Here is a 25,268-nt window from a genome sequence, read left to right as displayed (position 1 = left end):
ATGATGGGGAGAGTGCTATGCACGCCCCCATGCCCAAGCTCCGTGCCTCCGACGTCGACTCGCTCTTCGCTCGCGCCGACAAGTTGCTCGACCAGTACCCGCGGAGCTTCGGCACGGCGAAGGCACTGCTCCAGGAGGTCCTCACCGCGCAGCCGGACCACCTGGAGGCCCTGCACTCGCTGAACCAGGCCCATGAGCGCGACCGGGACCATTCGCCTGGGGAGTGGCAGCGCCGTTTCCAGGAGCCGCAGCGCGCGGTGCGCGGACGCATCCTGGAGCTGACGAAGAAGGTGAAGGCGGATGGCGGCGACACGGTGGCGCACCGTGCTCGGGCGCTCGCGCTGGCGCAGCACGCGGAGAACATCCTCCGCACGGACCCCACGCCGGCGCGGCTGAAGCAGGCCGAGGACCTGTTGGCCGAGAGCAAGTCCCTGGACGCGAAGCTCCCCGCGAGGCGCCGGGGTGAGCGGGGCGTGATGGCGTGGAAGGCCATCCACCGCGCGCGCAAGGGCAAGCCGGACGCCTATCAGGCGCTGCTGGACTGGGTGGCCGAGAATCCCCGCCCCTCGCCGTTCCATCCGGATGACCATGCTTCCGCGTTCCGGGGACTGGAGGGCGCGTTCGCGGACGAGGGCTTCCTCGAGTGGCTCCGCGCTCGCAAGCCGCGGGTGGCCAAGGGCCAGCGCGCGAAGGACCTCGTGCAGGGGATGCTTCATGTCGGCGACTGGGATGTGTCCGCCGAGCTGAAGGGCCCCGTCACCACACCCTGCCGCGTGGGTCGACTGCTCGCGCTCCGCGCGCTCGGCGCCAATCTGGACTTCAAGGTCGGCGGCAAGTCGCTCCTGGAGCGCGCGAAGAAGCTGGGTGACAAGGCGCTGGTGCGCGAGCTGGAAGCGCTGTCGGGCGCGAAGCCCGACGCCAAGGGCAAGGCGCCCACCGCGAAGAAGTCCAAGTCCGCGAAGAAGCCCTCCACTGCGAAGGAGTCCTCGAACGCGAAGGAGGTCTCGGCCGCGAAAAAATCCTCCGCGAAGAAGCCCGCGAACAAGAAGGAGGTCTCGGCCACCCAGCAGGCCACGCCGGACGTGTACACGACGGCCCAGGTGTTCGCGGACGTGCACGTCACCTCGGACGGAACGGTGAGGGTGCTCGCGGGCACGCCCCACCCGGATTCCGACCACGGCTACACCGCGGGCGACGACCTGTGGGACTTCGACAAGAGCATCAAGTGGAACCAGCCGTGGGATGACCGGGTGTGGCTGGAGCAGATCCACATGGACATCGACGAGGACGAGCTCGAGGCGAACGGGCTCTCCTACGACGTCGACTTCAACCGCCTGCTCATCCACGACGGCAAGACCTGGACCCGCACGAAGCTTCCCAAGGCCCTGCCCTACGGCTACGTGGCGCCCGTCCTGCGGGACCTCGGCGCCCCCTGGGGCCTCTCCGCCTTCGGTGTCTCCGCGCTCGCGTTCGACGGCGGCGGCAAGGGCTGGAAGGTGAAGGAGGTCAGCGGCCCCGGAGGCCTCAACCTCGTGGACGCCGTGGTCCACGACGGCGTCCTCTACGGCCTCTGCAAGCAGAACGGCCTGGGACGGCTGGTGCCCGAGGGCAAGAACCTGAGTCTGGAGCTGCTCGGCGACGAGCAGTCCGGCCTCCACCGCCTCTTCTCCCACGAGGGCACGCTCTACGCCTTCGGCGACGACGGCGTGTTCGTACTCGAGGACGGCGCGCTGGCCCAGCTCCAGCCCACCCGTGCTCCCGTCCGAGCGCTGTGCGCCGCCCCCGAGCAGGGCGTCTACCTGCACACCGACGAGCACGCCTGGTACCTGCCCCCAAAGGGCAAGGCCCGGAAGCTCGCGTTGCCCAAGGATGGCATCCACTCCATCGCCTTCTTCAAGAACCGCCTGTTCGTCAGCGTCGGGCAGCAGGTGCTCCGGCTGGAGAAGGACCGGGCCGTCGCCGTGAAGCTCCCCTCCCCCGCCCCCGGCGTCGCCCGGCTCGTGGTCGCCGGGGACAGGCTGTGGACGGTGTTCCCCCACCACCTGACCTCCTCGCGCGATGGGAAGCAGTTCGAGCCCATCGCGTTTCGGTGAGACAGCAGTAACAGTTTCGCAAGTACGCGGTGTTTCCCGGAGACCACGGCATTTCTCCGGGAGACACACCGCATGCTGAAGTCGTACGTGGCCCTGTTGCCCCTCGCCCTCCTCGCGCTGGTGGGCTGCTCGGAAGACCCCGAGCCCGCGTCGGAGCCGAAGGACCGCTGGTTCACCAACCGGGACGGGCTGAAGCTGCACTACCTGGAGGTCGAGGGGCGCGGCTCGCCCGTGGTCATGCTCCACGGGCTGCTGGGCAGCGCGCATCCGTCCTGGGTGGCGCCGGGCATCGCCGGAGCGCTGGCGAAGCAGGGCCACCGCCTCATCCTCCTGGACCAGCGAGGCCATGGGCAGAGCGACGTCCCCTACACGGCCTCCGCCTACGGCGAGCCCATGGTGCGGGATGTCCTCGAGCTGATGGACACCCTTGGAATCGAGCGGGCCCACCTCGTGGGCTACTCCATGGGCGCGGCGATGACGCGCGTGTTGATGACCCGCGCACCCGAGCGGGTCATCAGCGCGAGCCTGGGCGGAGCGGGCGTGGAGGAGTTGGACCCGGTCATCCGCGCGGAAGCCGAGGCCCGGGACCCGAAGGGCACGGACCCCGACGAGCAGCGCATCCTCGACGCAATCGCCGGAGAGCCGCCGCCGGACCCGCGCTTCGTCGCCGCCATCACCGAGGCGTGGACCGCCTGGTGGCCGCCCTCCATCGACCTGCCCTCCCTGCGCGTGCCCGTGCAGGCGGTGAACGGCGAGTTCGACGCGCCCTACTCCAAGACGGTGCGCCTGGAGCGCGAGCTCGCGGGGTTCGAGAACGTCATCATCCCCGGCCGCACGCACCTGACGACGCTCATCGACTCGCGCTACGTGGACAGCCTGGTGGACTTCCTCCAGCGCCACGACGAGCGCTGACGCGGAAGAAACGGGAGCGCGTCCGCACCCGACGCGCTCCCGCATCCTCCCCGACAGCGCCACCTCAGTGGTGGTAGCCGGAGGCCTCTTCCCGCGTCATCGGCGCGCTGACCGGATGCCGGCGGAAGTGCTCGATGCACGCGAGCAGGTCCGTCACCAGCAGCGTCGCCAGGTCCCGGCTCACGCCGTGGCGCACCAGCACGCGCTGCACCACCAGGTCCTGGATGTTCGCGGGCATGGGATAGGCGGGCACCAACCAGCCCCGCTCACGCAGGCGGTCCGCCAGGTCGTAGAGGGTGAAACCCGGGTCCGTCCCCTCCTTCAGCTTCCAGCACACGCCCGGCACACCGCCCCGGCCGTCGTAGACGATGTCGAACAGGCCGATCTGCTCGATGGCCTTCGCAATGTAGTTCGCGGTGTCCGAGCACGCCTGCTGCAACCGCCGGTAGCCCTCCCGCCCGAGCCGCAGGAAGTTGTAGTACTGGATGACAATCTGGCCGCCCGGCCGCGAGAAGTTCAGCGCGAAGGTCGGCATGTCGCCGCCCAGGTAGTCCACGCGGAAGATGAGCTCCTCGGGCAGGTCCTCCTTGTCGCGCCACACCACCCAGCCGCAGCCCAGCGGCGTGAGGCCGAACTTGTGGCCGGAGGCGTTGATGGACTTCACGCGCGGCAGCTTGAAGTCCCAGACGACGTCCGGGTGGATGAAGGGCGCCAGGAAGCCGCCGCTGGCCGCGTCCACGTGGATGGGGATGTCCAGCCCCGTGCGCACCTCCAGCTCGTCCAGCGCCGCGGCGATGTCCGCCACCGGCTCGTAGAGCAGGTTGAAGGTGATGCCCAGCGTGGGCACGACGCCGATGGTGTTCTCGTCGCAGTGCTTGAGCACCTCCTCGGGCGTCATCACCATGCGCCCGGGCGCGAGCGGCACCTGGCGCAGCTCCACGTCGAAGTAGCGCGCGAACTTGTGCCAGCAGATCTGCACCGGGCCGCAGATGAGGTTCGGCTTGTCGGTGGGCTTGCCCTCGGCCTCGCGCCGCTTGCGCCAGCGCCACTTGAGCGCCAGGCCCCCCAGCATGGCCGCCTCGCTGGAGCCCGTGGTGGAGCAGCCCATGGCGCTGGACGCGTGGGGCGCGTGCCAGAGGTCGGCGAGCATGTTCACGCAGCGCGTCTCGATTTCGGCGGTCTGCGGATACTCGTCCTTGTCGATCATGTTCTTGTCGAGGCACTCGTCCATCAGCTTGTGCACCTGGGGCTCGGACCAGGTCTGACAGAAGGTGGCCAGGTTCTGCCGCGAGTTGCCGTCCAGCAGCAGCTCGTCGTGCACCACGGCGTAGGCATGGTCCGGGCTGTGCTCGTCCTCGGGGATGCGGTACTTCGGCATCGGCACGGACAAATCCGGCGAGGCGTAGACGTCATCGTTGAGGCGGTCCCGGACTTCGTCTTTTCCATGCAGGGGCATGTTCTCTCCAGGCGGTGAAGGCGCTCTGGAAGAGGAGATGGTGTTGCCCTCAGGTGGGAGCCTCGTTCCCCGGAGAGGGACGAGCCGGCGGGCAGCCGTCCGCTCCACCCGGGAGCCCCCGGTTGTCAGGTGCACGCGGCGCCGACGACGCACGGGGAGGCCCGGCAATGCGCCCCGCCGCGCGAGCCGGGTGACTCGAGCGCGGCGGGGATGAAGCAGAAGGGACCGCGACTACTTCACGCCGACCGCGCCCCAGCTCTCCAGCACCTTCTGGGCCTCCACGGAGTCCTTGCCGTAGAGGTCCTGCGCCGCCTTGTACGTGGCCTCCTTCGCCTGGGCGAAGTTGGTGGTCGGCGTCATGTAGAAGTTCAGCGCGCGGGAGTAGATCTTCAGGCCCTTCTCGATGCCGATGCCGTCCTTCACCTCCACGCCGGAGGTGCGGTTCTTGCCACCCTCGGACAGCAGGTAGAAGGCGTTGTTCGGGATGCCCGAGTTGATGTGCACGCCGCCGTTGTCCTGCCAGCCGGTGTAGCGCTTCGAGTAGTGGTCCGGCGACATGCCGTCGCTGGAGGGGTTGCTCAGGTCACGCAGGCCGTCGGTGTCGTCGCCGTTGTTGGGCGTGAACGTGTCCTCGCCCACCGTCCAGTCGAACTTCACCGCCTCGTTGCGCTGGCTGGCGTACCACTCCACGCCCACGCCCATGATGTCGCTCATCGCCTCGTTGAGGGCGCCCGACTCGTTGCGGTACTGCAGGCCCGCGGTGCGCTCGGTGAGGCCGTGGGTGATTTCGTGGCCCGCGATGTCCAGCGTGGTGAGCGAGCCGAACTGGTCGCCGTCACCGTCGCCGTAGTTCATCTTCTCGCCGTCCCAGAAGGCGTTGGCGAAGTCCTTGCCCACGTGCACGTCGGAGATGAGCTTCTCGCCCTTGCCGTCGATGGAGTCGCGGCCGAGCACGTCCTTGTAGAAGTCGTACGTGGCCTGGGCGCCGTACTGCGCGTCCACCGCGTCCTTGTTGCGCGCGGAGTCGGTGCCCTCGCCCCAGATGTCGTTGTCGTCGGTGACGGCCGCGTGCGTGGTGTTGTCGGTGTTCGGGTCGCGGTTGAGCGCGTCGCGCGTCACCACGCCGCCGCCGCGCGAGGTGTCCTCGAGCGAGTACGTGCCGTCCGCGTTCTTCGTGCTGCCGATCTCCACCTTGCCGCTGTACTGGGTGGTGTCGTCCGCCTTGCTCGAGGGTGTGGGCGTGCCGGGCTCCTCGGTCGTCGGCGTCTCGGCCGTCAGCGAGGGCTTCACCCCGTGCGAGTGGCCCGCGTGGTCCGCGCCGTGCGCGTGGCTGCCCACGCCGCCCATCTGGTTGTACTGCTCCAGCACCTTGCCGGTGTTCGCGTCGACCAGGTACTGCATGCGGCGCGGGTCCTTGCCCGGGCCCACGTCCGTCGTGTTGCTCAGCTCCACGTGGTACGCGGCCTTGTACTCGCCGTTGGCGTCCTTGAAGATGACGCGCTCGGAGACGGGCTTGCGGTCCGTGGGGCCGTTGAACTCCTTCTGGGCCACGGCCAGCGCGTCCTTGGCGGACAGCTTCGTCTCCTTCTTGCCCAGGCCCGCGGGGATGGTGCCCACGTCACCCGTCAGGCTCTCCAGCTTGCCCTCGCGGTCCAGGTGCCCCACCACCTGCTCGCCGAAGACGGGCACGCCCTCGTGCTTGCGGTCCATGCGCACGTGCGTGAAGCCCAGGTCGTCCTTCTCCACCGCGCGCGGCGCGAAGTCCGCGGCGTTGACGCCCTGCCTGCCGGCCAGCAGCTGCGACACCGTGGGCGCCGCCTGCTTCTGCAGGAAGTCCACCGTCGTCTGGATGGCCGCCTTGCTGGCGGTGCTGTCCAGCGCCACCGGGCCCGACTTCACCGTCGGCGCCGTCAGCGGCGTGGCCGGCTTCGCCAGCGCGGGCTTCGTCGCCGCCTCGAAGGTGGAGCCCTCGGTGAAGCCCAGGGCCTTGTTCTTCACCTCGGGCGCAGTCGCGGGCCGGGTGTCCGTGGAACGCGTGACGGGAAGCTTCGGGAGGTCGGCGCGAATCTTCATGGTGGGGGGGCCCAGAGGTGACAGGTTCGTGAAGATTCTCGGACTCTGGGCACCCGAGGTTGTGTCGCGATAGGAGGAAAAAGCACACACGCCCTGTCGGAGCAGGCAACCTGCCGGAATCATGGAGGCCCCGGCCTCCGCTCGAGATGAGTCGTAACGGCCCCACCTTGGGCGTACGCTGTACGCCAGCCCCGCGCCCATGCCACGTCCCCGCTCGCTCACCCTGCCCGGCATCGCCGACGCCGCCCTCACCGTCATCGAGCGGGAGGGGCTGGCCGCGCTGTCCATGCGCTCGGTGGCGAGCGCGCTCGGCATGGGGACCATGTCCCTGTACCGCTACGTGGAGGGGCGGGAGGCGCTGGAGTCGCTGGTCGTCGACGCGGTGATGCGGGACGTGCGCCTGCCCGGCCCGGGCGGGGACACGCCCTGGACCGAGCGGGTGAAGACGCTGCTGGGACAGGTGCGAGGGGCGGTGGCGCGCCACCCTTGCGTCGCGCCGCTGGTGCTCACCCGGCGCCACTGCACCGAGGGCACGCTGGCGTGGGCCGAGGCGCTGCTCGCGCTCCTGACGGAGGGCGGCTTCGAGGGCCTGGCGCGGCTCGTCGCCCTGCGCACGCTGGTGAGCCACGTCTTCGGCTCCGTCCAGCTCATGCACCTGGGCGCCCTGTCCGGAGAGGGCACCGCCGCCCTCACACAGCTGGACGCCGGCCGCCATCCCCTATTGCGTCAGACGGCCGGGGACGCGCGGCGGCTCCCCCCTGACGAGGAGTTCCGCCGCGGCCTGGACGTCGTGCTGCTCGGCCTGGAAGCCACGCTGGCCCGCCGCTGAGGACAGGCCCGCTCGAGGCGCCTCAGGCGGCGCGCAGGGGCCACGGCTCGGAGCGCGGGCCGGCCTCCCAGTTGTCGTGACGGCCGTCCCAGTACTGGACCGTGAGCTTGGAGAGGTCCACGCCGTCCAGGCAGCCCACGTTGATGGAGCGGAAGTCCCCGCCCAGTTCCTCGACGAAGCCACCGCCGTAGGCCTGGACGCCGCAGTGCTTGCAGAAGCGCCGGTAGTTGGGGCTCTTGCCCACGCGGTACTCGCCCGTCTCGCCCTCGCCCTGGAGGACGCGGAACGAGCTGGGGGCCACCTGCGTCGTCGTGCCGCCCATCTTCGTGCAGACGGTGCAGTTGCAGCGGTTCACCGCCTCGGCGAGGTCCACCTCGGCCTCGAAGCGCACGGCGCCGCAGTGACAGCCGCCGACGTACTTCTTCAGGGTGGGGGACTTCTGGGCAGGGGTCAGGCTCATGGCGGGTTCTCCTCGGTGAGTCGCTGTGATGAGGGAGTTATGGACCCTGCCCGTGACAGGAGTATGTCAGGTTTGTTCGAGGGCCTTCGCGGCCCGGGCCTCCCGCAGCAGGTCGGTCAGCGCCTCGCGGGCCTGGACCCGGGCCTCCTTGTCCTGGTCCCCCCGCCCCTGGTTCAGCACCCAGGCCGTCACCAGGGCCTTGGAGGCCTCCTGGGAGCGCGCCCACGCGTCGGTCTCCGCGTCCTCCTCCCCTGAGGTCCTGGCCGCCCAGACCTCCGCGAGGTGGCTGGCGGCATCGGCGAAGGCGGCGGCCGCGGGCTTCCCGCCCAGCACCCACGCATTGCGCAGGTCCCCCAGCCCGCTGGCGACGAGGTGCGCCTGGCGTGGAGGCGTCTTCGAGCGGGCCTGGGCGAACAGCTCCGCCGCCGGCCGCGCGTCCTGGATGCGCTCGGCCACCCGGCTCAACCAGTCCGCGCAGACCTGGTGGGCGCGCTCCTCCGGGAAGCGGGCGACCACGGAAGGCAGCAGCGGGTACAGGTGCCGGGCGCGGGCCCAGGCCTCCTCGACGGAGGCGAAGTGGAAGCCATTCGCCTCGAAGATGGCGAGCATGCGGACATCGGGCGTCTCCTCGGACATGAGGAAGGCTCTACGCCTGCATCGGCCCCACCGGCAACGCGGAATCAGGCGCGCGAGCGGAGGATGTCACCCGGCGTCACGCCCAGCACGCGGCGCATCCAGCGGGCCATGTGGCTCTGGTGGGAGAAGCCCGCCTCCAGGGCCACCTGTCCCGTGGGCAGCTCGCCGCGCAGAAGCAGCGTGCGGGCCCGCTCCACGCGGCGCTGAATCACGTACTCGTGGACGGGCAGCCCGGTGGAGCGCTTGAAGAGCGTCTTGAGGTGCGACGCGCTGACGGCCGCCACGCGGGCCAGCGTCGCGAGCGAGAGGTCCTCGTCCAGGTGCGTCTCCACGTAGTCCGTGACGCGCTGGAGCTGGTCCGCGGACAGGCCCCCACGCACCTCGACCTCCGCGCGGTAGTGGGACAGCAGCCGGGCCGCGAGCGCGAGGCCCAGGCTCTCCCGGTACAGCAGCCCGTTGGGGAAGTCCGCGCGGGCCTCCGCCTCCAGCGCCCAGGCGATGTGCTCCAACTGCGCGTCGCGGAAGTGGTGCCGCAGCGCCACGCCCACGCGGTCCGGGTCCAACCCCATGTCCTCGGCCGCCCGCTGGAGAAGGGAGTGCGGCAGGCGCAGGTCCAGGCCCACGCTGTCATCGTCCTCCACCCAGGTGTCGGTGTGGCCCGCCGGCAGGAGGAACAGCTCTCCTCGCGTGCGCACCGAATAGTTCTGGCTGGCGAGACAGGACACCCGCACGGGCTCACCGGCGTGGATGTTGAGGACATGGTCCGAGCTCGCCAGGTGGACCCGGTCTCCGGCGCGCGTGGTGCGCAGGTCGACCCCCAGGCCGACTCGAGGTCGTCGCGCGTGCTCGCTCATGGCCCCTGAATATAGGGGGCGGCGTCCTTTCGTGCTCCCGAAACATCCGTGCGTGCGCGACCCCCGAGGGGGCCGTCGGTATTCCTCTCCCACACGCGATGAAGCCGCCGCGCCCGACGCGCTCGGCGTGCGGCCATGCATCCAGGCAGGACCTCAGGGGAGAGACGACATGGGACGGTATTCCGGGAAGAAAGTGGTGGTGACGGGAGGAACGGCGGGCATCGGGCTCGCCGCGGTGAAGGCGCTGCTCGCCGAGGGCGCGGAGGTGCTGCTCACCGGCCGCGGCGAGCAGGGACTGGAGGCGGCGCGCAAGGAGCTGGGGCCGCGTGCCCACGTGGTGCGCTCCGACACGGCGAGCCTGCGGGACATCGACGCCCTGGCCACGCACGTGAAGCAGACGCTGGGCGCGGTGGACTTCGTCCTCGTCAACGCGGGGTTCGCGAAGCTGGTGCCCTTCGAGCAGGTGACAGAGGCGGTGTACGACGAGACCTTCGGCATCAACACGAAGGGGGCGTTCTTCACGGCGCAGCGGCTGGCGCCCCTCGTGCGGGATGGCGGCGCGTTCGTCTTCACCACGTCGGTGGCGGACGAGGCGGGCGCGCCGGGCATGAGCGTCTACTCGGGCTCGAAGGCGGCGGTCCGCTCGTTCGTGCGGGTGCTCGGCGCGGAGCTGGTGGCGCGGGGCATCCGGGTGAACGCGGTGAGCCCGGGCTTCACGCGCACGCCCACGCTGGGCGTCACCGGCGCCACGCCCCAGGAGGTGGAGGCCTTCGAGCAGGAGGGCCTGCACCTGACGCCCATGAAGCGCATCGCGGACGCCGAGGAGGTGGCCCGGGCGGCGCTGTTCCTCGGCCTCGAGGCCACCTTCACCACCGGCGCGGAGCTGCCCGTCGACGGCGGCCTGTCGCAGTTCTGAGTTCCACTTCCACCTCGAAGGACACACGACATGAAGCCACACATCAGCGTCATCGGCGCGGGCCGCATGGGCTCCGCCTTGGTCAAGGCCTTCCTCCAGAGCGGATACACGACGACGGTCTGGAATCGCACCCGGGCACGGTGCGAGCCGCTGGCCACGGCGGGCGCGCGCATCGCCGACTCCGTGCGGGACGCGGTACACGCCGCCAGCGTCGTCATCGTGAACGTGAACGACTACGACACCAGCGACGCGCTGCTGCGCCAGGACGAGGTGACGCGGGAGCTTCGCGGCAAGGTGCTGGTGCAGCTCACGTCCGGCTCGCCGAAGCTGGCGCGCGAGCAGGCGACGTGGGCACGTCGGCACGGCATCGACTACCTGGACGGCGCCATCATGGCCACGCCAGACCTCATCGGTCAGCCCCACTGCACGCTCCTGTACGCGGGCCCGAAGGCCCTGTACGACAAGCACCAGGCCGTGCTGGCGGCGCTCGGTGGAAACACGCAGCACGTGAGCGAGGACGAGGGCCACGCCTCCGCGCTCGACAGCGCGATGCTGTTCCACATGTGGGGCTCGCTGTTCAGCGGGCTGCAGGCCGCGGCCATCTGCCGGGCGGAGGGGATTGCGCTCGACAGGCTCGGCCCGCATCTGGACTCCGTCGTGCCCATGATTCAATTCGGCGTGGCCGACCTGCTCCAGCGCATCCAGCAGGAGCGGTACGGCGCGGACACGGAGAGCCCCGCCACGCTCGACACGCACAACGTGGCGTTCCAGCACCTGCTTCACCTGTGCGAGGAGCGGAACATCCACCACGCCCTCCCCAAGGCCATGGATGCACTCATCCAGACCGCCCGGAAGGCGGGGCACGGACAGGACGACTTCTCGGTCCTCGCGCGCTTCCTGCGCTGAGCGCGCGAAAGGATAGAGCGGCGCGTCAGAGAGCATGGCTGATTGTCATTTGACGCTCTCACTGCAGCGTTCGCGCTCCTGGACTGCTTGCCTTTAGACTCCGGGTGCGCACTCCCGCGCGTCCCACCAGGAAGACAGGATGAAGAGAGCAAGCATGTGGCTGGCCACGGTGACGGCCCTCGGCCTGATGTTCGGCTGTGGCGCACCGCTGCCCGAGGAGACTCAAGAACCCGTGAGCGAGCAGCCCGCGGATACCGGCTCAGACGTGAGCGCGCAGGCGTGTGAGGACAACCCGACCTGCCTGTGCAACCGCATCTGTCGTCAGCGGTGCGGCACGAATACGGAGTGCATGACGCAGTGTCTCGCCGAAGAGTGTTAGACGGGATTCGTCACGAGGCGCACCGCGGGCACCCCGCGCGCGGTGCGCCTCGACTCGAACCCGTGGTGTTGCATGGCGCAGAAGAAGACCTCCTCGTCCCCCCAGAGCAAGTCCACGCCCCGCGCCTCCGCCGGGAAGCCGGAGCCTGTCGCTCCCGAGGCGGCGTGGACCGCGCTGGAGCAGCAGGTGCTCGCCGTGCTGGGGGAGAAGGCCGTGGGCCAGTACCCCGCGGACCTGGAGCCCATGAGCCGGGTGTTCGAGCAGGGCCCCGACGAGACGGGACTCCTGCCCGAGTCGTACCAGCGCTTCGTCGAGGCGCTGGGGTATCGCTGGCTCAACACGGGCAAGAAGGCCCTGGCGTTCCTGCCGCCGCGCTGGCGCGCGAGCGCGTCCCAGGGCATGGGCGAGCCGAACCGTCAGTGGACCGAGGTGCGTAAGGAGCGGGAGGCGGGCCGTCACGTGTACCGCTTCGTGATGTTCGCCTCCGCGGACCTGAACGACGTCAACGGCTTCGCCTTCGGGCTCGGTGCGAAGGGCGGCGCCCCCGTCGTGTTCCAGGTGGAGGACAGCCTGCCCCTGCGCGAGCTGGGAAGCTTTGAAGCGTGGCTCGGCAAGGCCCTCGAACCCCTGCGCAAGGCCATCGCGAAGCCGGCGAAGAAGCCCGAGCTGGGGGACCCGCTCGCGCTGCTCCAGGAGTCCCTCGGCGAAGTGGCGGCGAAGGCGAGGCAGGCGGGCGCGGCGGCCCTCTTCGACACCTTCCCTCGTGACACCCGCGCCATCTCGCTGCTCCACCGCAAGCTGGGCGTGGTGCCGGACATGGTGGCCGAGTTCTCCCAGCTGGAGACCCTGACGGTGAAGGGGGCGGGGCTCAAGGAGCTGCCCTCCGTGCTGGGCCAGCTCACGAAGCTCAAGCAGCTCGACTGCTCCTGGAACGCGGAGCTGGCCACGCTGCCCGCCGAGCTGGGGCGCCTTCAGGACCTCGAGTCACTCAACCTGGACCACACCGCGGTCGCCACGCTCCCGGAGGCGCTCGGGAAGCTTCCGCGCCTGCGCTCGCTCAGCCTCAAGAACACGCGCCTCACCGCGCTGCCGGCGTGGCTGAGCCAACTGCCCGCGCTCAAGTTCCTGGACCTGTCGCGCACGGACGTCCCACCAGGGGAGCTCGAGGCCTTCAGGCAGGCCCGTCCCGAGTGCTCGATGTATCCGCGACCGTGACGGGGGGACTCACTCCTGGATGGAGTCGCCCACCTGCCGGAGGTCCTCGGGGTCCACGTCCTCGCGACGCAGCACCTTGCACAGCGCGCGGAACCAGTGCTCGAAGCTCTCGAAGCCGAACATCATCGGGTCGTTCTCGTCCAACCACGTGCCGTCGTCCACGTAGTGGCCAGCGAGCGCCTCGTAGTCGTTGTCCTCGAAGTAGACGGGCAGCTCTCCGTCCTTCGGTGTGGTGCGCGTGTAGAAGCACCACCGCGACGCCTCCACGCCCATGTACGCATCCGCGAAGGAGATGAGGTCCGTCGTCGTGATCTCCCGGCCATCCACCGTGGTGCCCGCGGGCGTCCAGGCCGCCGTGAGGGAGGCCATCGTGGGCGCCCAGACGTGGAACGGGCGATACGTCTCCCACTCCTCGGTGTCCGGCTGGTACTCGAGCCGGACCTCGCGGTGCAGCATCAGGAACTCGCGATAGCTGTCCGGGATGACGAAGGCCTCCTCGCGATAGGGCGTCGGAAGCTCGTACTCGAACCCGATCAGCATGCGGGGCAGCGCATCCACCTCCTCGCGCGTCAGGGGTGCCTCCCGGATGAGCCGCCAGCCCCGCGCCTGGGCCCAGGCGTCCATCTCGTCCAGCAGGGCCTTCAAATCCTCTCGCCACGTCGCGCTCGCCATGCGTGGCCTCTATCCCGTCCCGAGCGAGAACGGAAGTCGCTCGGGGCTTTCGGGCCGTTTGCTCAGGGCTGGCTCGCGAGGGTGTAGTCGAGCACGTACAGGTGGACGCCCTTCTCGTCGATTTGAATCTCGTACGTGCCGGAGATGCCCTGGAGTTCGTCCGTTCCGGACTCGGGCACGACGGAGCCGACGACCTTGAATGCTCCGCGCGTCATGGAGCCCGAGTGCATGAGGGTGAAGCTGCCCTTGCGTCCCTCGAGGGTGCCGGTGACGCGCTCCAGCGCGACGTAGCCACCGGACTGGCCCTCGTCGAGCGTGGCGAGCATCTGGCCCACGCCCGTGCCCTCCAGTGCGCCGTGGTAGCGCTTGTCGATGGACAGCCGGCCGATGGGGGACTGCGCCGCGCCCGCGTCCGGGGCCAGGGGGGTCGCCTTGACGTTGAAGATGCCCTTCACGTGCTTCGTCATGTTCGTCTCGCTTCCGGTCCGGGTGGGTGTCGCCGCCGCAGGGGTGCTCGCGCAGCCCTGGAAGAGCACGGCGCCGAGCACCCACGCCAACACATTCGTTCCCGTCTTCGTCATGGGAGCTCCTTCGTGGTTGTGGGCCGTCAGATACGTGGCGGCGCGGCGGGTGGATTGCAAAAACGCGACACGCCGACAGAATGCGCGCTGGTGAGTCGCCCTCGCATCGACGCCGTGCGTGGCGTCCTCCAACGTCCCGCTCCCGCGGACAGCATCGTGCATGAGCGCTTCGCGCCCGCCGCGGAGCTGGAGGAGTTCATCCAGCACTTCTGGACGGTGCGGTGGGACTTGCGCGGCGAGCCGCCGCTCCTGGCGGAGACGCTCCCCCATCCCTGTGTGCATGTGGTGTTCGACCGGGGACAGGGCCGCGTCACGGGGGTGCAGTCGCGCCGGTTCCGCCGGAGGATTCAGGGACAGTCGCGGGTGTTCGGCATCAAGTTCCGGCCCGCGGCGTTCCAGCCGGTGTTGGGGGCGCCCTTGTCCCAGCTCACGGACCGGACGGTGAGCGTGCGTTCGGTGTTCGGGAGGGAGGGCATCGCGCTGAAGGACGCCCTCCTGGCGGAGCCGGACGTGCGCCGGTGCGTGACGCTGGCGCAGGACTTCCTGCGGCGACGGCTGCCGCCCATGCCCGAGCCCATCGCGAGGATGCGGGACCTGGTGGAGCGGCTCGCGGCGGACGCGTCGGTGACACGGATGGAGCAGGTGGCCGCGCTGGCGAAGCTGGAGCCGCGCAACCTCCAGCGGAGGTTCAGCGCGGCGGTGGGAGTGAGTCCCAAGTGGGTCCTCAAGCGCTACCGGCTCCACGAAGCCGCCGAGCAGCTCGCGCGCGTCCAGGTGCCCGACATGGCGAGCCTGGCGCTCCAACTGGGCTACTTCGACCAGTCCCACTTCATCCGCGACTTCAAGGCCCTGGTCGGCTGCTCTCCGGGACAGTACGCCGAGCGCGCCGCCGCGAGCCGGCGGGCCGCGGGCAAGTAGAGCCGTTCAGGGTCATGCCTCCTCGTCGGGGAGGAGTGTCCGGAGCAATTCGTCATCAGGCCCGAGCGGGCGCCAGCCCATAGGGGGAGGATTCGCCCGGAGCGCGGCAATCACCTGCCGAGTCCGCTCCGAATATGTTTCTGGAGTGGACCCAGACCACATGCCAAGTGCCTTCGCGACCTGGAAGCGAGTCACGTCATCAAGTGTCGCTGGCCACCCGTTGGGAAGCCCTGCCGCCAACTCACGCACGAGCAGGTCACGGACGAGTCGCGTGACTTGATTCCGCCGTTCCGCTTCAGCACGCAATCCGACCAACACCTGCGCCCCGGCGATGTCGTCCTTTCCAAGCTCTTCTGCCAGCGCGTACAGCGGCACGGCAGGGCGTGCCTCCGCAAAGGCCGTCAACGAGTCGAAGCCGCGCTCGCGGACCCGCTCGTAGAGCCGGACACGCCAGTTCCCCTGCCACGAGCGCCCATCGGTCATCGGCTCCGACCCTTGGTGAACTTCATTGGGATGTCGTAGAGCTTCATGTTCTCCGCGACGATGCTCAGTACCTCATTCCGCGTCAACGGCTGCCCTGCCGCCAACTCCGCATCGTTCAGGGTGCGCATGATCCTCCTATTCCATTCGTCGGGCCACATGCGTCCCAGCTTCCAGTTGCCCCCACCATGAATCGCCTCATGGTGGGAGCGCTCCAGCCTGACGCAGAAGCTGTCGATGTCCAGGTCGCCCTTGAAGCCACGCTGTTCGAACCACTCGCGGTGCTCCTTCGGCAGGACGTGGTGCTTCGGCGCCTCGGACATGCCGGCCCCTGCACGTCCCGTCACGTGCATGCCACGCACCTCGGGGCCATCCCCCAGCGCCTCTCGCACGCCCTCGGGCAGGTCCTGGTGCGCCTGCGCCATCATCACCTGCCCGCCGTGGATGCGGACGGCCGCGCCCACCACCGGAACCGAGATGACGCCCGCCTGGACCAGCCTGCGCATCATCTCCACCCATTCGGCGGAGACCACGATTCGTGAGCCCACCATGACGCCGCCCGAGCCCATCGCGAGCCGCGCTCCAAGCGTCACGGGCACAGCCGGCGGCGGACGCGGCAGCGACATCTTCAAGGTCGAAATCAGGGTGAGCATCTCCAACACCTGCACCGCCACCATCACCTTGCCACCCAGCTCCATGGCCGAGCGCGCGTCTCGGCGAATCGCATCGAACTCTCGGGACAACGTCCCCATCAGCGCGGGCATGGCGACCGCCGCGGCGGCGACACGCTCGGGGTCTCGTGACGCGAGTTCCTTCAACGAAGGCTCCATCAAGCCCTGGACACGGTGCAGCTCCGCGAAGAGCCGCTCTCTTCCGTACATGGGGCAGTCTCGAAGGACCGCGTCAGCGAGCTGGAGGAAGTCCACCCACGTGGACGCCAGCAGGGCACCGAACATCGCGGCCTGGAGACGAGGTCCGGCCATGCCGAGGATGCCCACCTCCATCCCCGCATCCCCCACTTCTGATGCCACGCCCACGAGCGCCGTGGCGCTCCTGGACTCTCCACGCAGCCACGCCAGCTGACGGGCGCCGTGCTCACGGTATCGGGTGAACACACCCTCGAGTCCACTCACACTGGATGAGGACGTTCGCTCCTCGAGATGGGAGAGCACGGCTGAGACACCACCGAGGGAGCCCCGCACCTCCTCGATGGCTTCGAGGACGGCCTGACGCGTGAGCGTGACACTTCGTTCCCCGGCCTCGACAGCTCCGCTCCCACCCCGGACACGGGTTGCAGCATCTCGCTGCGCCACGTTGCGCCAGAGCCGTTGCCGCCCCGTGGGTGTCTCGGACGGCGTGTAGTTCCACACCTCGCCATGGCTGGACGCCTGCGGCACGGATGCACAACCCGTCGTGGTCAAGGCGACCACCAGGAGCAGGGACAGTGGACCAGACCAGCGGCATCGCCTCCTGGACATGCAGGACTCCTGGGCACGCCTCGGTATGGGCGTGGGACGAGTCCCGAGTCTCGCGGAGTCACTCGAGCCGTAGAAGCACCTCCAGCATCCTTCCCGTATCCGGCCTGAACCCAGCAACGGGGGTCCTCCCACCCACGAGTACGCAGGAAGCCCGCGCTCCGGCGCGACACGAACCTCCAGTCGCCAACACCTGTCGGGACAGGCGTTGAGTGGACCACGCCCGCGCGGACTTCCTTCAGACCGGGTTCCTACCTTGGCCCGACCCAAGGGGAGGACACATGAGCGACGAGGATCCGCGTCACCATCAAGGGCTCCAGCAGGACCTGCGCGTCCTGATGGCACGCGCGGGACGCAGGCAGGTGCTGCGCTGGATGGCCGGCGCCAGCCTCATTCCATGGCTCGGCTGCGGCGACGATGACGACCCGACACCAGACCCGTCCGGCTGCTCGCGCATCCCCGAGGAGACCGCCGGCCCCTACCCCGCCGACGGCTCGAACGGGCCCAACGTCCTCCAGCAGTCGGGCATCGTCCGCTCGGACATCCGCGCGAGCTTCGGCAACACCCGCACCGTCGCCGAGGGAGTCCTCACGACGGTGACACTCACCCTCGTCGACGTCAACGATGCCTGCGCCCCGCTCGCCGGCCGCGCCGTCTATCTGTGGCACTGCGACAACTCGGGGGAGTACTCCCTCTACGGGGCGGGCATCACGAACGAGAACTACCTGCGCGGCGTGCAGGAGACCAACAGCCAGGGCCAGGTCACCTTCACCAGCATCTTCCCCGCCTGCTACAGCGGCCGCTGGCCCCACATCCACTTCGAGGTGTACCCGGACCTGGCCTCGGCCACCTCGTCCGCGAACAAGCTCGTCACCTCCCAGCTCGCCCTGCCCAAGGCCGCCTGCGACGAGGTCTACGCCACGTCCGGCTACTCGCAGAGCGTCGCCAACTTCCAACGCGTCAGCCTCGCGACGGACAACGTCTTCAGCGATGGCTCCTCCACCCAGGTCGCCACCGTGACAGGCAGCGTCGCGGACGGCTACGTCGTCACGCTCGTCGTGGGCATCCCGGGCTGAAGCCGAGGCGCCCCAGGGGCACCACTCCACGCCCCGTCTCGCCGCCCGACGACGAAGCCATCCCCCGGCCAACATGCGCGTCGCAGGCACGCTGGCGCTGCGCGCGCCGAAGCCACACAGCGAAGGCGGACGAGGAGTGGCCCTGCTCCACTCCTCGCCCACCCCGCCTTGCCACCCGACGAGAACGCCGCCCCCGGGCGGAGGGCGTCCCCATCGTCAAACCCACCTCACGGCCACGGCGAGGACGGACGAGACGTGGCGCGGCTCCACCACGCCTCGCCCGCCGCGCCTTGCTGCGTGGCGAGGGCGCCGCCCCCGGGCGGAGGGCGCCTCGCCGTCACTGGAACAGCAGGCAGAGGGTGTCGAGCGTGTAGAAGTCCGACGGCACGAACGGGGCCCACGTCTGGCGCACGAAGTAGAGGTGACGGCCGTCCACGCTCAGCGACGGGTGGAACTCGTCCTTCTCCGTGTTCACCGCCGGCCCCAGGTTGATGGCCTTCGTCCACTTCCCGCCGATGTTGACGCTCGCGTACAGGTCACCGAGCCCGTAACCCTCCGGCCGGTTGAGCGACGCGAAGATGAGCACCCGCCCATCCGCGGAGATGTGCGAGTTGTACTCCCAATAATCCGGACTGTTGATGGCCACGCTCAGCTTCTCCGCCGGCGCGTACCCCGGCCCCCGCCGCTCCGCGCGATACACGTTGAAGTCCGAGTCGAACGTCCCGCTCGCGAAGTACAACGTCCCGTCCCGCGTGGCGCTCACGTACAGCTCCTGCCGGTCCGAGTTCACGTTCGGCCCCAGGTGCAGCGGCTCACCCCAGCTCCCATCCGCCTGCTTGTGCACCACCCACAGGTCCGAGTCCGCGCGCTCCTCGGTCCCCGTCACCGGCCGCGTGGACGAGAAGAAGAGCGACTGGCCGTCGACCGACAGGAACGGGTCCGTGTCCAGCCACGTCCCCGAGAAGGACACCAACTGGCCCGGCGTGAAGTGGCCGTTCACCTTGCGCGTCTCGTAGATGGCCTGGAACGGCGCCTCCGCCGAGTCCACGTGGTAGTAGGCCGTGTTGCCGTCCGCGGAGAAGGTGAGCCGGTACTCGGAGCGGTCCGGCAGCGAGACCTCTCCAGGCGCGAACATGCTGCCGCCCGGGGTGCAGCTCAGGAAGCGCAACGCCTCGCTGGACACCTCCGCCGCGCCGAGCGCCTCGGCCACGGGGGCCGTCTCCGGCGCCTGCGACGCACACGCCATCGACAGGGAGGACAGGGCGGCGATGAATCCCACGGACCACGACTTGCTCGGCGTGAAGCGGTGCATGCGGCGTCTCCTTTGTTGGAGACACCATCGCCTCCCTGCTCGACGACCGCATTGACGATGGGATGAACGGTGGAGCTTCCGGGACGAACCGTGGAGCCCGCCCCGGACAACGCTCAGGAGGGCAGGTCCAGGGCCCGCTGCAGCCGGGCGCGGTAGCTGCGTCCGGAGGTCAGCTTCGTGCCGTCCCGCAGGGTGAGCACCATCTCCCCGGGCGCCAGCGGCTCCACCTCCTCCACCCGGTCCAGCCGGACGATGAGCGAGCGGTGGATGCGCACGAAGTCCCTCGGGTCCAGCTTCTCCTCCACCGCGTTCATCGTCTCGCGCGTCAGGAAGGACTGTTTGCCCTGGTGGACGCAGACGTAGTTGCCCTCCGCCTCCAGGTAGTCGATGTCCTCCACGCGCAAGAAGCGCATGCGCCAGCCCACCTTGGCCACCAGCCGCGTCGCATACCGCTCCGGGGCGGGGGACAGTCTCGAGGACAGCGACTCCAGCCGCTCGACCAGCTCCGCGTCCAGCTCCGTCGCCCCCGTGCGCCTGCGCTCACGCACGCGCGAGAGGCTCCGCCGGAAGCGCTCCTGGTCGAAGGGCTTGAGCAGGTAGTCGAGCGCGTTCGCCTCGAACGCCTGCACCGCGAAGTCCCGGTGCGCCGTCACGAAGATGACCGCCGGCTGGTGCTCGCGCGACACCGCCCGCAGCACCCCGAAGCCATCCGGCTCCGGCATCTGCACGTCCAGCAGCACCAGGTCCGGGCGCTGCCTGCCGATGGCGTCGATGGCCTCGTTGCCGTCCCGGCACTCGCCGATGACGGCCATGTCCGGCTCCTCCGAGAGCAGCTCCTTGAGCCGCGCCCGGGCGAGGGGCTCATCGTCGACGATGAGCACGCGGATGGGCTGCGTCACGCCGCACGCTCCGTCCGGAAGGGAATGGCCAGCGACACCCGCGCCCCACCCTCCTCGCGAGCCTCCAGCTTCAGCCGGTGCGCGGGGCCGTAGAGCTGCACCAGGCGCTCGCGGGTGATCCACAGCCCCTTGCCGCTCCCCTCGGACTTCGCCGCCGCGCCCTCGCGCAGCCCCACGCCGTCGTCGCGGACCTCCAGCAGCAGCTCCGGCCCCTCGCGCCTGGCCGTCACCGTGACCGTGCCCGGCGCCGAGCGCGGCGCGATGCCGTGCTGGATGGCGTTCTCCACCAGGGGCTGCAGCACCAGGTGCGGCACCCGCGCGCCCAGCGCCTCCTGCGCGATGTCCTGCTCCACCCGGAGCCGGTCGGTGAAGCGCACGCCCTGGATGTCCAGGTAGAGCTGGAGCGTGCGCAGCTCGTCGCGAAGGGACACCTCCTCGCGCCCCGCCGCCTCGAGCGTCTCCCGCAGCAAGTCGCTGAGGCGCGCAATCATCCGCTCGCTGCCCAGCGGGTCCCTGCGCACCAGCGCGGAGATGGAGTTGAGCGTGTTGAAGAGGAAGTGCGGGTGCAGCTGCGCCTCCAGCGCGTGGAGCTGCGCGCGGGCGAGCTGGGTGTCACGCAGCCGCAGCTGCTCCGCGTAGTAGATGGCGTGGGCCACGCCCAGGAGCGTCAGGTAGATGAACGGGTTGTAGAGCAGCGCATGCTCGAGCACCGCCGTGTACGCGGGCGGCGCGTCGTACCAGTGGAAGTACGGGTCCAGCGAGTAGATGACCGTCGCCCGGAAGAACGAGACCGCGAGCGCGCCCCCCACATGCAGCGCGAGCCGCGAGCGCCACAGGCGCCGGTCGAACGGGAAGCGCAGGCCGAAGTGCACCACCGCGATGGTGACGGGCGCCCACAGCGCCGTGGCGAGGCCATCCGTGAGCAGCGCATGCGTCCAGGACACGCCCCGCACGGAGTGCGCCTCACTGGAGGCCGCCAGTCCCTGCAAGGTCCAATAGGAGAAGGCCCCCACCCACAACAGCCAGCCGCGTCCGCGTGACATGGCAGCAAGGTACACAAACTCACATCGACATTCCCACCCGCGCGCATTCCTCCTCGGAGACACGAACCCTGGCGAGCCCCTCCAGGACCTGACTTTCCTTCATTATGGCAATCGAGTGACAATAGAAACATGCCACTCCTTCGCGCCCTCTTCGCCTCGCTCGCCGTGGTCCTCGTTGGCTGCTCCGGGTCGCCCGCTCAACCAGAGGGGGAGGGCCCGCTGGACGAGGCGCTCGGCCAGGAAGCCCTGGGCGACGCGGGGACTCCCGACGCGGGAGACAGCCTCGCGGGGCTGACACACATCGCCACCGCGGAGTATCAGCTGTTCTACCTGGTGGACGGACGCGTGCTGGGGCTCGGCTCCAACCGCGCGGGGCAGCTCGGCGTGGGGCACTCCAACCCGTACAACCAGGTCCCGCCGGTGGACATCGCCCTGCCCCAGGGACTGCGCTTCAAGGACGTGGCGGGCGGCGGCTTCCAGAGCGTGGCGCTCGACACCCTGGGCCGCGTGTGGACCTTCGGGCAGAACCTCTACGGCCAACGCGGGGATGGCACCACGAACGACCAACCCAACCGCGCCACCACGCCGAACAACGGACAGCCGTACCTGGTCCTCACGGACTCCACCGGCGAGACGTTCGACAACGTCATCAAGGTGCGCAGCGCGCTGCTCTTCAACATGGCGCTCAAGGCGGACGGCTCCTTCTGGGTCTGGGGCATGAGCGGCACCGCGATTGGCAACACGCTGGGCATCGCCGGGGACGGGAACACGGCGCCGCGCAACATCACCCGGCCCACGAAGGTCCCCCTGCCCCAGGGTGTGCGAATCACGAGCTTCACCACCAACGACACCTCCATCTTCGCGCTGGATGACACGGGCAAGGCATGGGCCTGGGGCGGGAGCGCCGCGGCGGAGACGCTGGGCACGGGCAGGTTCAACGACTACGCGCGCCCCAACCCGCTGAGCATCCCGACGCGCGTGAAGGAGCTCGCCGCGGGCGGCAGCCGCTGGGCGGTGGCGCTCGATGAAGCAGGTGACCTCTGGGGCTGGGGCCTGCAGGGCACCTTCCTGGGACTCGGCCCGCCGGCGGGCGGCTGGTACCCCGTGGCCACGCCGCGCAAGCTGTCGTTCCCGGAGTTCGGCTCGCGCAAAATCACCCACGTCACCGCGAACGGCCACGCCACGCACGTCATCCTGGACGACGGCTCGCTGTGGGGCTGGGGCGACAGCGCGATGGGCGAGGTGGGCAACGGCGTGATGCTGGACTTCGCCACCTACCACACGCCCTACCAATGGGACTGGTCCAACTACCAGAAGATGGTCTTCCGTCCCGTGCAGGTCGCCCCGGGCGTGACGTTCAAGGCGCTGCACAACACCGCGCAGTCCTTCTACGGCTACGCCACCGCCACGGACGGCACCCTCTACTCCTGGGGCCGCAACAAGACGGGGGTTCTGGGCAATGGGGTGCTGCCCACCGGAGACGTGGCGGGCCGCCCGGACAGCTGGAACGTGGCCACCGCCACGCCCGTGCCCGCGCACAGGCTCACCGTCGGCATCCCCACGCCGTCGAAGTAACCAGCGCTCAACCGGCGTTCAGCACGACGGCCCGTCCGTGGGTGAAGGGCTGGGCCGACGCGAAGCGGGGCGTCAGCGCCCAGCTCCCATCCGGGTGGATGTAGCCGAACAGGCCGCCCTCCTTCGCGGCGGCCAGCCCTTCCGAGAACCCGCCGTTCACCGCCTCGAAGCGGGGCTCGATGACCAGCTCCCCCTTCGTGTCGATGAAGCCGTAGCGTGTGGCGGACATGACGCGGACCCTAGGCAGCGGGCCCGCGCCCGTCCACGCTCAGGGCCTCGCGCAGGAGCGTCCACCGCCCGCGTGATACATGAGGTCTTGGTAAACGGTTTGCGCGACGACGGGTGTGGCGCTCTGGAGCCGTTGCACCGTGACGCCGTTGCGCTGGAGCTCGAACACGGGCGTGGTGCCGGGAACGAGCGGCGCCTGGAAGGCCGTCACGCCGGCGCTCGTCACGTCCAGCGTGCGCACGTCCGTGCCTTGCGTGATGACCAGCCGGCCCGGCTCCTTGAGGAACGCGAGCAGCTCCACCTGGTTGGACGCGGCCACGCCGCCGCGCAGCTTCATGGCGCGCGCGGTCTGCTTGGTGGCATCGAACGGCGCGTCGGTGCGGTGTCGGCGGTGCGTGTAGTAGAGCGTGTCGCGGACGATGGTGGGCCGCTGCCCCGTCTTGAACCAGGTGGTGTAGTACGCAATCCAATCCATGATGACGTAGCCGCGCTCCTGCGACGCCGTCATCCACGACTCGCCGTAGTCCGTCAGCGTCAGCAGCGTCACCCAGTCCGCGTCGCCCTCCATCGCCTTCTCGAACTGCGTGCGGAACGCCAGGCTGTTCTGCGCCTCCCAGTACACGCGGCTGCTGTTCTCGCTGTCGGTGAGCTTGTGGCGCACGTCCTCGAACGCGACGGGAGACATCCACCGCTTGCCGCGCCGGTGCGACTCCACGCTCCAGCGGCGCATCGCCTCCCCGGACTGCGCGGTGCGCTCACCCCAGGTGGAGAAGCCCGTCACCAGGTTGTTCCACTCCGCGTACTTCGTCACGTCTCCCGTGTACGAGAGCAGCGGCCAGTAGGTGACCTGGATGCCCTGGGACGCAAGCCGCGTCTTCACCTCCGTCCACCAGGCCACCGACTTGCGCTCCGGGTTGAAGCTGGCCAGCACGACAGCGCCGTCGAGCCTGTGCACGGACGGGTGGTTGGCGACGGAGGCAATCATCGACACCAGGCCGTCCGTGGTGCCCGTGGCCTCGGTGGGGAAGTCGGGGCTGAGGACGATGCGGAACTCCGGGTCCACGGCCGCCGCGGCGGCGAGCATCGTGGTCAGCTGGTTGTTCCGCGTGTCGGACGAGACGCGGTACGGGTGCTCGTAGAGGAAACCGTCCATGCCGGCGGCGATGGCGCGGCGCACCTCCACCTCGAAGTCACGCTGTCGCCACGCGCTGTCGGCCCAGGGGGCTCGCGGCAGCGGCCGGTCACGCATCAGCCCGCCGATGTTCGCGTACTCCCCCCCGCGCGCCTCGGGCGTCAGCCAGCTGGTCCAGTGGTCGTCGGCGGGCGCCTTGTTGTCGATGGAGATGGGGAAGATGGGGTAATAGAAGCCGAAGACCTTCTTCGGCGCCGCGCGCAGCACGCTCGTCGCGGGCATGTCGAACGGGTAGCACTGCGAGATGGGCGAGGGCGCGGGTGCCACCGTCGCGCTCAGCTCCAGGTCGAAGCGCGCATCCGACGTGTTGGCCGCGGACTGGTGCAGCTCCACCGCGAGCACGTTCGTGCCCGTGCGCAGCGCCGCCGTGTCGAGGGCCTGCGCGTGCCACGTCTGCTCCTCCACGGGCAGGGAGATGGTGGCGGGCGCCAGCGTGCGATAGCCCACCGTGCCCGAAGGCAGGTTGCTGCGGAGCACCTCCACACCATTCAGGTAGACGATGGCGCCGTCGTCGCGCTGCAAGCGCAGGCGCAGCTCGCGCACCGACGCCGCGTCCGTCACCGTGAAGGCGCGCCGGAAGTACGTGGTGATGTGCTTGCTTGCCGTGTTGCTCCCGAAGGAGACCGTCGTGGCCAGGTCCGTCTCCGCGTAGCCCAGCGGTGACGCGCCCGAGGCCCACGCGCCGTCCACATAGCCCGGCGCCGTCCAGCCCGTGCCCAGGTCCACGCCCGTGTCCAGGTAGCGCCACGTCGCGCCCGACGCGATGAGCACCGTCTCCAGCGCGTCAGCGGCCGTCCCGAGAGAGCTCGCCTCTCCTGGCGTCGAGGGCGCCTCGCCCCGAGGCGTGTCGCCCGAGGAGACGTCCTGCTCCTCCGGTGCTCCACCCGAGCAGGACCACGAGAGCAACGGCACCAGCAAGGACACGGCGAGCCGTGCCCGGGGGAACGCCCAGGGTGTGTGCATGGATTGGACCTCGGAGGGCTCTTCGCCGTGGAGGACGAAGAGTGGGGGGTTGCTCCTCGGACACACGCACGCTCCGGATGGCGCGAACAATCCGGAGGTTTCCTGGTTTATCGACAGCGCACCGT

24 protein-coding genes are annotated in these 25,268 nt (G+C 69.6%); 10 read left to right on the top strand and 14 right to left on the bottom strand.

Annotation, left to right across the window (positions count from 1 at the left end; all coding sequences use genetic code 11):
• Positions 1–29 precede the first annotated feature (29 nt).
• Together K8640_RS17010 and K8640_RS17005 are read left to right on the top strand one after the other, a co-directional pair.
• Positions 30–2,093, top strand: a complete 2,064-nt coding sequence (locus tag K8640_RS17010) for a hypothetical protein (protein WP_223747966.1) — start codon at positions 30–32, stop codon at positions 2,091–2,093.
• A gap of 72 nt (positions 2,094–2,165) precedes the next feature.
• Positions 2,166–3,005, top strand: coding sequence for an alpha/beta fold hydrolase (locus K8640_RS17005; RefSeq protein ID WP_223747965.1), 840 nt, complete (start codon positions 2,166–2,168; stop codon positions 3,003–3,005).
• Positions 3,006–3,069: 64 nt separating this feature from the next.
• On the opposite strand, the gene K8640_RS17000 is transcribed toward K8640_RS17005, so the two are convergent.
• Both K8640_RS17000 and K8640_RS16995 read right to left on the bottom strand, forming a co-directional pair.
• Positions 3,070–4,461 (bottom strand): glutamate decarboxylase, encoded by a 1,392-nt coding sequence (locus tag K8640_RS17000; RefSeq protein ID WP_223747964.1) that lies wholly within the window; start codon positions 4,459–4,461, stop codon positions 3,070–3,072.
• A gap of 231 nt (positions 4,462–4,692) precedes the next feature.
• On the bottom strand, positions 4,693–6,534 hold the full coding sequence (locus tag K8640_RS16995) for a M4 family metallopeptidase (RefSeq protein ID WP_223747963.1): 1,842 nt from the start codon (positions 6,532–6,534) through the stop codon (positions 4,693–4,695).
• Between the two features lie 199 nt (positions 6,535–6,733).
• On the opposite strand from K8640_RS16995, the gene K8640_RS16990 reads away from it, so the two are divergent.
• Positions 6,734–7,363, top strand: coding sequence for a TetR/AcrR family transcriptional regulator (locus K8640_RS16990; RefSeq protein ID WP_223747962.1), 630 nt, complete (start codon positions 6,734–6,736; stop codon positions 7,361–7,363).
• 22 nt (positions 7,364–7,385) lie between these two features.
• On the opposite strand, the gene K8640_RS16985 is transcribed toward K8640_RS16990, so the two are convergent.
• The 3 genes from K8640_RS16985 to K8640_RS16975 all read right to left on the bottom strand — a co-directional run bounded on the left by K8640_RS16985 (position 7,386) and on the right by K8640_RS16975 (position 9,313).
• On the bottom strand, positions 7,386–7,823 hold the full coding sequence (locus K8640_RS16985; RefSeq protein WP_223747961.1) for a GFA family protein: 438 nt from the start codon (positions 7,821–7,823) through the stop codon (positions 7,386–7,388).
• Between the two features lie 66 nt (positions 7,824–7,889).
• Positions 7,890–8,459, bottom strand: a complete 570-nt coding sequence (locus tag K8640_RS16980; RefSeq protein WP_223747960.1) for a hypothetical protein — start codon at positions 8,457–8,459, stop codon at positions 7,890–7,892.
• Positions 8,460–8,503: 44 nt separating this feature from the next.
• Entirely contained in the window at positions 8,504–9,313 is an 810-nt protein-coding gene (locus K8640_RS16975; RefSeq protein ID WP_223747959.1) for an AraC family transcriptional regulator, read from the bottom strand.
• 169 nt (positions 9,314–9,482) lie between these two features.
• On the opposite strand from K8640_RS16975, the gene K8640_RS16970 reads away from it, so the two are divergent.
• The 4 genes from K8640_RS16970 to K8640_RS16955 all read left to right on the top strand — a co-directional run bounded on the left by K8640_RS16970 (position 9,483) and on the right by K8640_RS16955 (position 12,729).
• Positions 9,483–10,229 carry an SDR family oxidoreductase gene (locus K8640_RS16970; protein WP_223747958.1) on the top strand — a complete coding sequence of 249 codons (747 nt, stop codon included), beginning with the start codon at positions 9,483–9,485 and terminating at the stop codon, positions 10,227–10,229.
• A 30-nt stretch (positions 10,230–10,259) separates the two neighbouring features.
• The gene (locus K8640_RS16965) at positions 10,260–11,135 is read left to right on the top strand and encodes an NAD(P)-dependent oxidoreductase (protein ID WP_141327527.1); all 876 of its coding nucleotides are present in this window, start codon (positions 10,260–10,262) and stop codon (positions 11,133–11,135) included.
• Positions 11,136–11,274: 139 nt separating this feature from the next.
• The gene (locus K8640_RS16960) at positions 11,275–11,514 is read left to right on the top strand and encodes a hypothetical protein (RefSeq protein ID WP_223747957.1); all 240 of its coding nucleotides are present in this window, start codon (positions 11,275–11,277) and stop codon (positions 11,512–11,514) included.
• Between the two features lie 72 nt (positions 11,515–11,586).
• Positions 11,587–12,729 carry a leucine-rich repeat domain-containing protein gene (locus K8640_RS16955; protein ID WP_223747956.1) on the top strand — a complete coding sequence of 381 codons (1,143 nt, stop codon included), beginning with the start codon at positions 11,587–11,589 and terminating at the stop codon, positions 12,727–12,729.
• A 9-nt stretch (positions 12,730–12,738) separates the two neighbouring features.
• On the opposite strand, the gene K8640_RS16950 is transcribed toward K8640_RS16955, so the two are convergent.
• Together K8640_RS16950 and K8640_RS16945 are read right to left on the bottom strand one after the other, a co-directional pair.
• Positions 12,739–13,401, bottom strand: a complete 663-nt coding sequence (locus K8640_RS16950) for a hypothetical protein (protein WP_223747955.1) — start codon at positions 13,399–13,401, stop codon at positions 12,739–12,741.
• A 62-nt stretch (positions 13,402–13,463) separates the two neighbouring features.
• Entirely contained in the window at positions 13,464–13,982 is a 519-nt protein-coding gene (locus tag K8640_RS16945) for a DUF3224 domain-containing protein (RefSeq protein ID WP_223747954.1), read from the bottom strand.
• Between the two features lie 90 nt (positions 13,983–14,072).
• Between K8640_RS16945 and K8640_RS43135 the strand changes: the two genes are divergently transcribed.
• A complete protein-coding gene (locus K8640_RS43135) occupies positions 14,073–14,900 on the top strand; it encodes a DUF6597 domain-containing transcriptional factor (protein ID WP_370640356.1) in 828 nt (275 codons plus the stop codon).
• A gap of 12 nt (positions 14,901–14,912) precedes the next feature.
• Here K8640_RS43135 and K8640_RS16930 read toward each other — a convergent pair whose 3' ends face one another.
• A complete protein-coding gene (locus K8640_RS16930) occupies positions 14,913–15,383 on the bottom strand; it encodes an NUDIX hydrolase (RefSeq protein WP_223747953.1) in 471 nt (156 codons plus the stop codon).
• Positions 15,380–16,495: a DUF2380 domain-containing protein gene (locus tag K8640_RS16925; protein ID WP_370640355.1), complete on the bottom strand. Its 1,116-nt coding sequence runs from the start codon at positions 16,493–16,495 to the stop codon at positions 15,380–15,382. The genes K8640_RS16930 and K8640_RS16925 overlap by 4 nt, the downstream gene beginning before the upstream one ends.
• Before the next feature lie 641 nt (positions 16,496–17,136).
• On the opposite strand from K8640_RS16925, the gene K8640_RS16920 reads away from it, so the two are divergent.
• On the top strand, positions 17,137–17,931 hold the full coding sequence (locus tag K8640_RS16920; RefSeq protein WP_223747951.1) for a dioxygenase: 795 nt from the start codon (positions 17,137–17,139) through the stop codon (positions 17,929–17,931).
• Positions 17,932–18,268: 337 nt separating this feature from the next.
• Here the strand turns inward: K8640_RS16920 and K8640_RS16915 are convergent, their stop codons facing one another.
• The 3 genes from K8640_RS16915 to K8640_RS16905 form a co-directional block, all read right to left on the bottom strand.
• Positions 18,269–19,243 carry a Xaa-Pro aminopeptidase gene (locus K8640_RS16915; RefSeq protein ID WP_223747950.1) on the bottom strand — a complete coding sequence of 325 codons (975 nt, stop codon included), beginning with the start codon at positions 19,241–19,243 and terminating at the stop codon, positions 18,269–18,271.
• A 113-nt stretch (positions 19,244–19,356) separates the two neighbouring features.
• A complete protein-coding gene (locus K8640_RS43130; protein WP_223747949.1) occupies positions 19,357–20,142 on the bottom strand; it encodes a LytTR family DNA-binding domain-containing protein in 786 nt (261 codons plus the stop codon).
• Complete coding sequence (locus K8640_RS16905; RefSeq protein WP_223747948.1) at positions 20,139–21,185, bottom strand: sensor histidine kinase; 1,047 nt, start codon at positions 21,183–21,185, stop codon at positions 20,139–20,141. Before K8640_RS16905 ends, K8640_RS43130 begins: the two co-directional genes overlap by 4 nt.
• Positions 21,186–21,314: 129 nt before the next feature.
• Between K8640_RS16905 and K8640_RS16900 the strand changes: the two genes are divergently transcribed.
• Entirely contained in the window at positions 21,315–22,760 is a 1,446-nt protein-coding gene (locus K8640_RS16900; RefSeq protein ID WP_223747947.1) for a hypothetical protein, read from the top strand.
• Positions 22,761–22,767: 7 nt separating this feature from the next.
• Here K8640_RS16900 and K8640_RS16895 read toward each other — a convergent pair whose 3' ends face one another.
• Complete coding sequence (locus K8640_RS16895) at positions 22,768–22,989, bottom strand: WG repeat-containing protein (protein ID WP_223747946.1); 222 nt, start codon at positions 22,987–22,989, stop codon at positions 22,768–22,770.
• Positions 22,990–23,028: 39 nt separating this feature from the next.
• Complete coding sequence (locus tag K8640_RS16890) at positions 23,029–25,143, bottom strand: endo-1,3-alpha-glucanase family glycosylhydrolase (protein WP_223747945.1); 2,115 nt, start codon at positions 25,141–25,143, stop codon at positions 23,029–23,031.
• Positions 25,144–25,268 lie beyond the last annotated feature (125 nt).

Source organism: Myxococcus sp. XM-1-1-1 (genome assembly GCF_020037095.1).
Lineage (GTDB): Bacteria > Myxococcota > Myxococcia > Myxococcales > Myxococcaceae > Myxococcus > Myxococcus fulvus.
This window is presented reverse-complemented; position numbering and strand designations above follow the sequence as displayed.

Excerpts from the sequence above, each read along its gene's own strand:
- K8640_RS16915 (WP_223747950.1), bottom strand. The coding sequence starts at position 19,243 with ATGCACCGCTTCACGCCGAGCAAGTCGTGGTCCGTGGGATTCATCGCC.
- K8640_RS16930 (WP_223747953.1), bottom strand. The coding sequence starts at position 15,383 with ATGACCGATGGGCGCTCGTGGCAGGGGAACTGGCGTGTCCGGCTCTAC.
- K8640_RS16895 (WP_223747946.1), bottom strand. The coding sequence starts at position 22,989 with ATGTCCGCCACACGCTACGGCTTCATCGACACGAAGGGGGAGCTGGTC.
- K8640_RS16955 (WP_223747956.1), top strand. The coding sequence starts at position 11,587 with ATGGCGCAGAAGAAGACCTCCTCGTCCCCCCAGAGCAAGTCCACGCCC.
- K8640_RS16945 (WP_223747954.1), bottom strand. The coding sequence starts at position 13,982 with ATGACGAAGACGGGAACGAATGTGTTGGCGTGGGTGCTCGGCGCCGTG.
- K8640_RS17010 (WP_223747966.1), top strand. The coding sequence starts at position 30 with ATGCCCAAGCTCCGTGCCTCCGACGTCGACTCGCTCTTCGCTCGCGCC.
- K8640_RS16985 (WP_223747961.1), bottom strand. The coding sequence starts at position 7,823 with ATGAGCCTGACCCCTGCCCAGAAGTCCCCCACCCTGAAGAAGTACGTC.
- K8640_RS16920 (WP_223747951.1), top strand. The coding sequence starts at position 17,137 with ATGAGCGACGAGGATCCGCGTCACCATCAAGGGCTCCAGCAGGACCTG.
- K8640_RS16900 (WP_223747947.1), top strand. The coding sequence starts at position 21,315 with ATGCCACTCCTTCGCGCCCTCTTCGCCTCGCTCGCCGTGGTCCTCGTT.
- K8640_RS16990 (WP_223747962.1), top strand. The coding sequence starts at position 6,734 with ATGCCACGTCCCCGCTCGCTCACCCTGCCCGGCATCGCCGACGCCGCC.
- K8640_RS17000 (WP_223747964.1), bottom strand. The coding sequence starts at position 4,461 with ATGCCCCTGCATGGAAAAGACGAAGTCCGGGACCGCCTCAACGATGAC.
- K8640_RS16970 (WP_223747958.1), top strand. The coding sequence starts at position 9,483 with ATGGGACGGTATTCCGGGAAGAAAGTGGTGGTGACGGGAGGAACGGCG.
- K8640_RS16905 (WP_223747948.1), bottom strand. The coding sequence starts at position 21,185 with ATGTCACGCGGACGCGGCTGGCTGTTGTGGGTGGGGGCCTTCTCCTAT.
- K8640_RS17005 (WP_223747965.1), top strand. The coding sequence starts at position 2,166 with ATGCTGAAGTCGTACGTGGCCCTGTTGCCCCTCGCCCTCCTCGCGCTG.
- K8640_RS16975 (WP_223747959.1), bottom strand. The coding sequence starts at position 9,313 with ATGAGCGAGCACGCGCGACGACCTCGAGTCGGCCTGGGGGTCGACCTG.
- K8640_RS16965 (WP_141327527.1), top strand. The coding sequence starts at position 10,260 with ATGAAGCCACACATCAGCGTCATCGGCGCGGGCCGCATGGGCTCCGCC.
- K8640_RS16960 (WP_223747957.1), top strand. The coding sequence starts at position 11,275 with ATGAAGAGAGCAAGCATGTGGCTGGCCACGGTGACGGCCCTCGGCCTG.
- K8640_RS16890 (WP_223747945.1), bottom strand. The coding sequence starts at position 25,143 with ATGCACACACCCTGGGCGTTCCCCCGGGCACGGCTCGCCGTGTCCTTG.
- K8640_RS16980 (WP_223747960.1), bottom strand. The coding sequence starts at position 8,459 with ATGTCCGAGGAGACGCCCGATGTCCGCATGCTCGCCATCTTCGAGGCG.
- K8640_RS16950 (WP_223747955.1), bottom strand. The coding sequence starts at position 13,401 with ATGGCGAGCGCGACGTGGCGAGAGGATTTGAAGGCCCTGCTGGACGAG.
- K8640_RS16995 (WP_223747963.1), bottom strand. The coding sequence starts at position 6,534 with ATGAAGATTCGCGCCGACCTCCCGAAGCTTCCCGTCACGCGTTCCACG.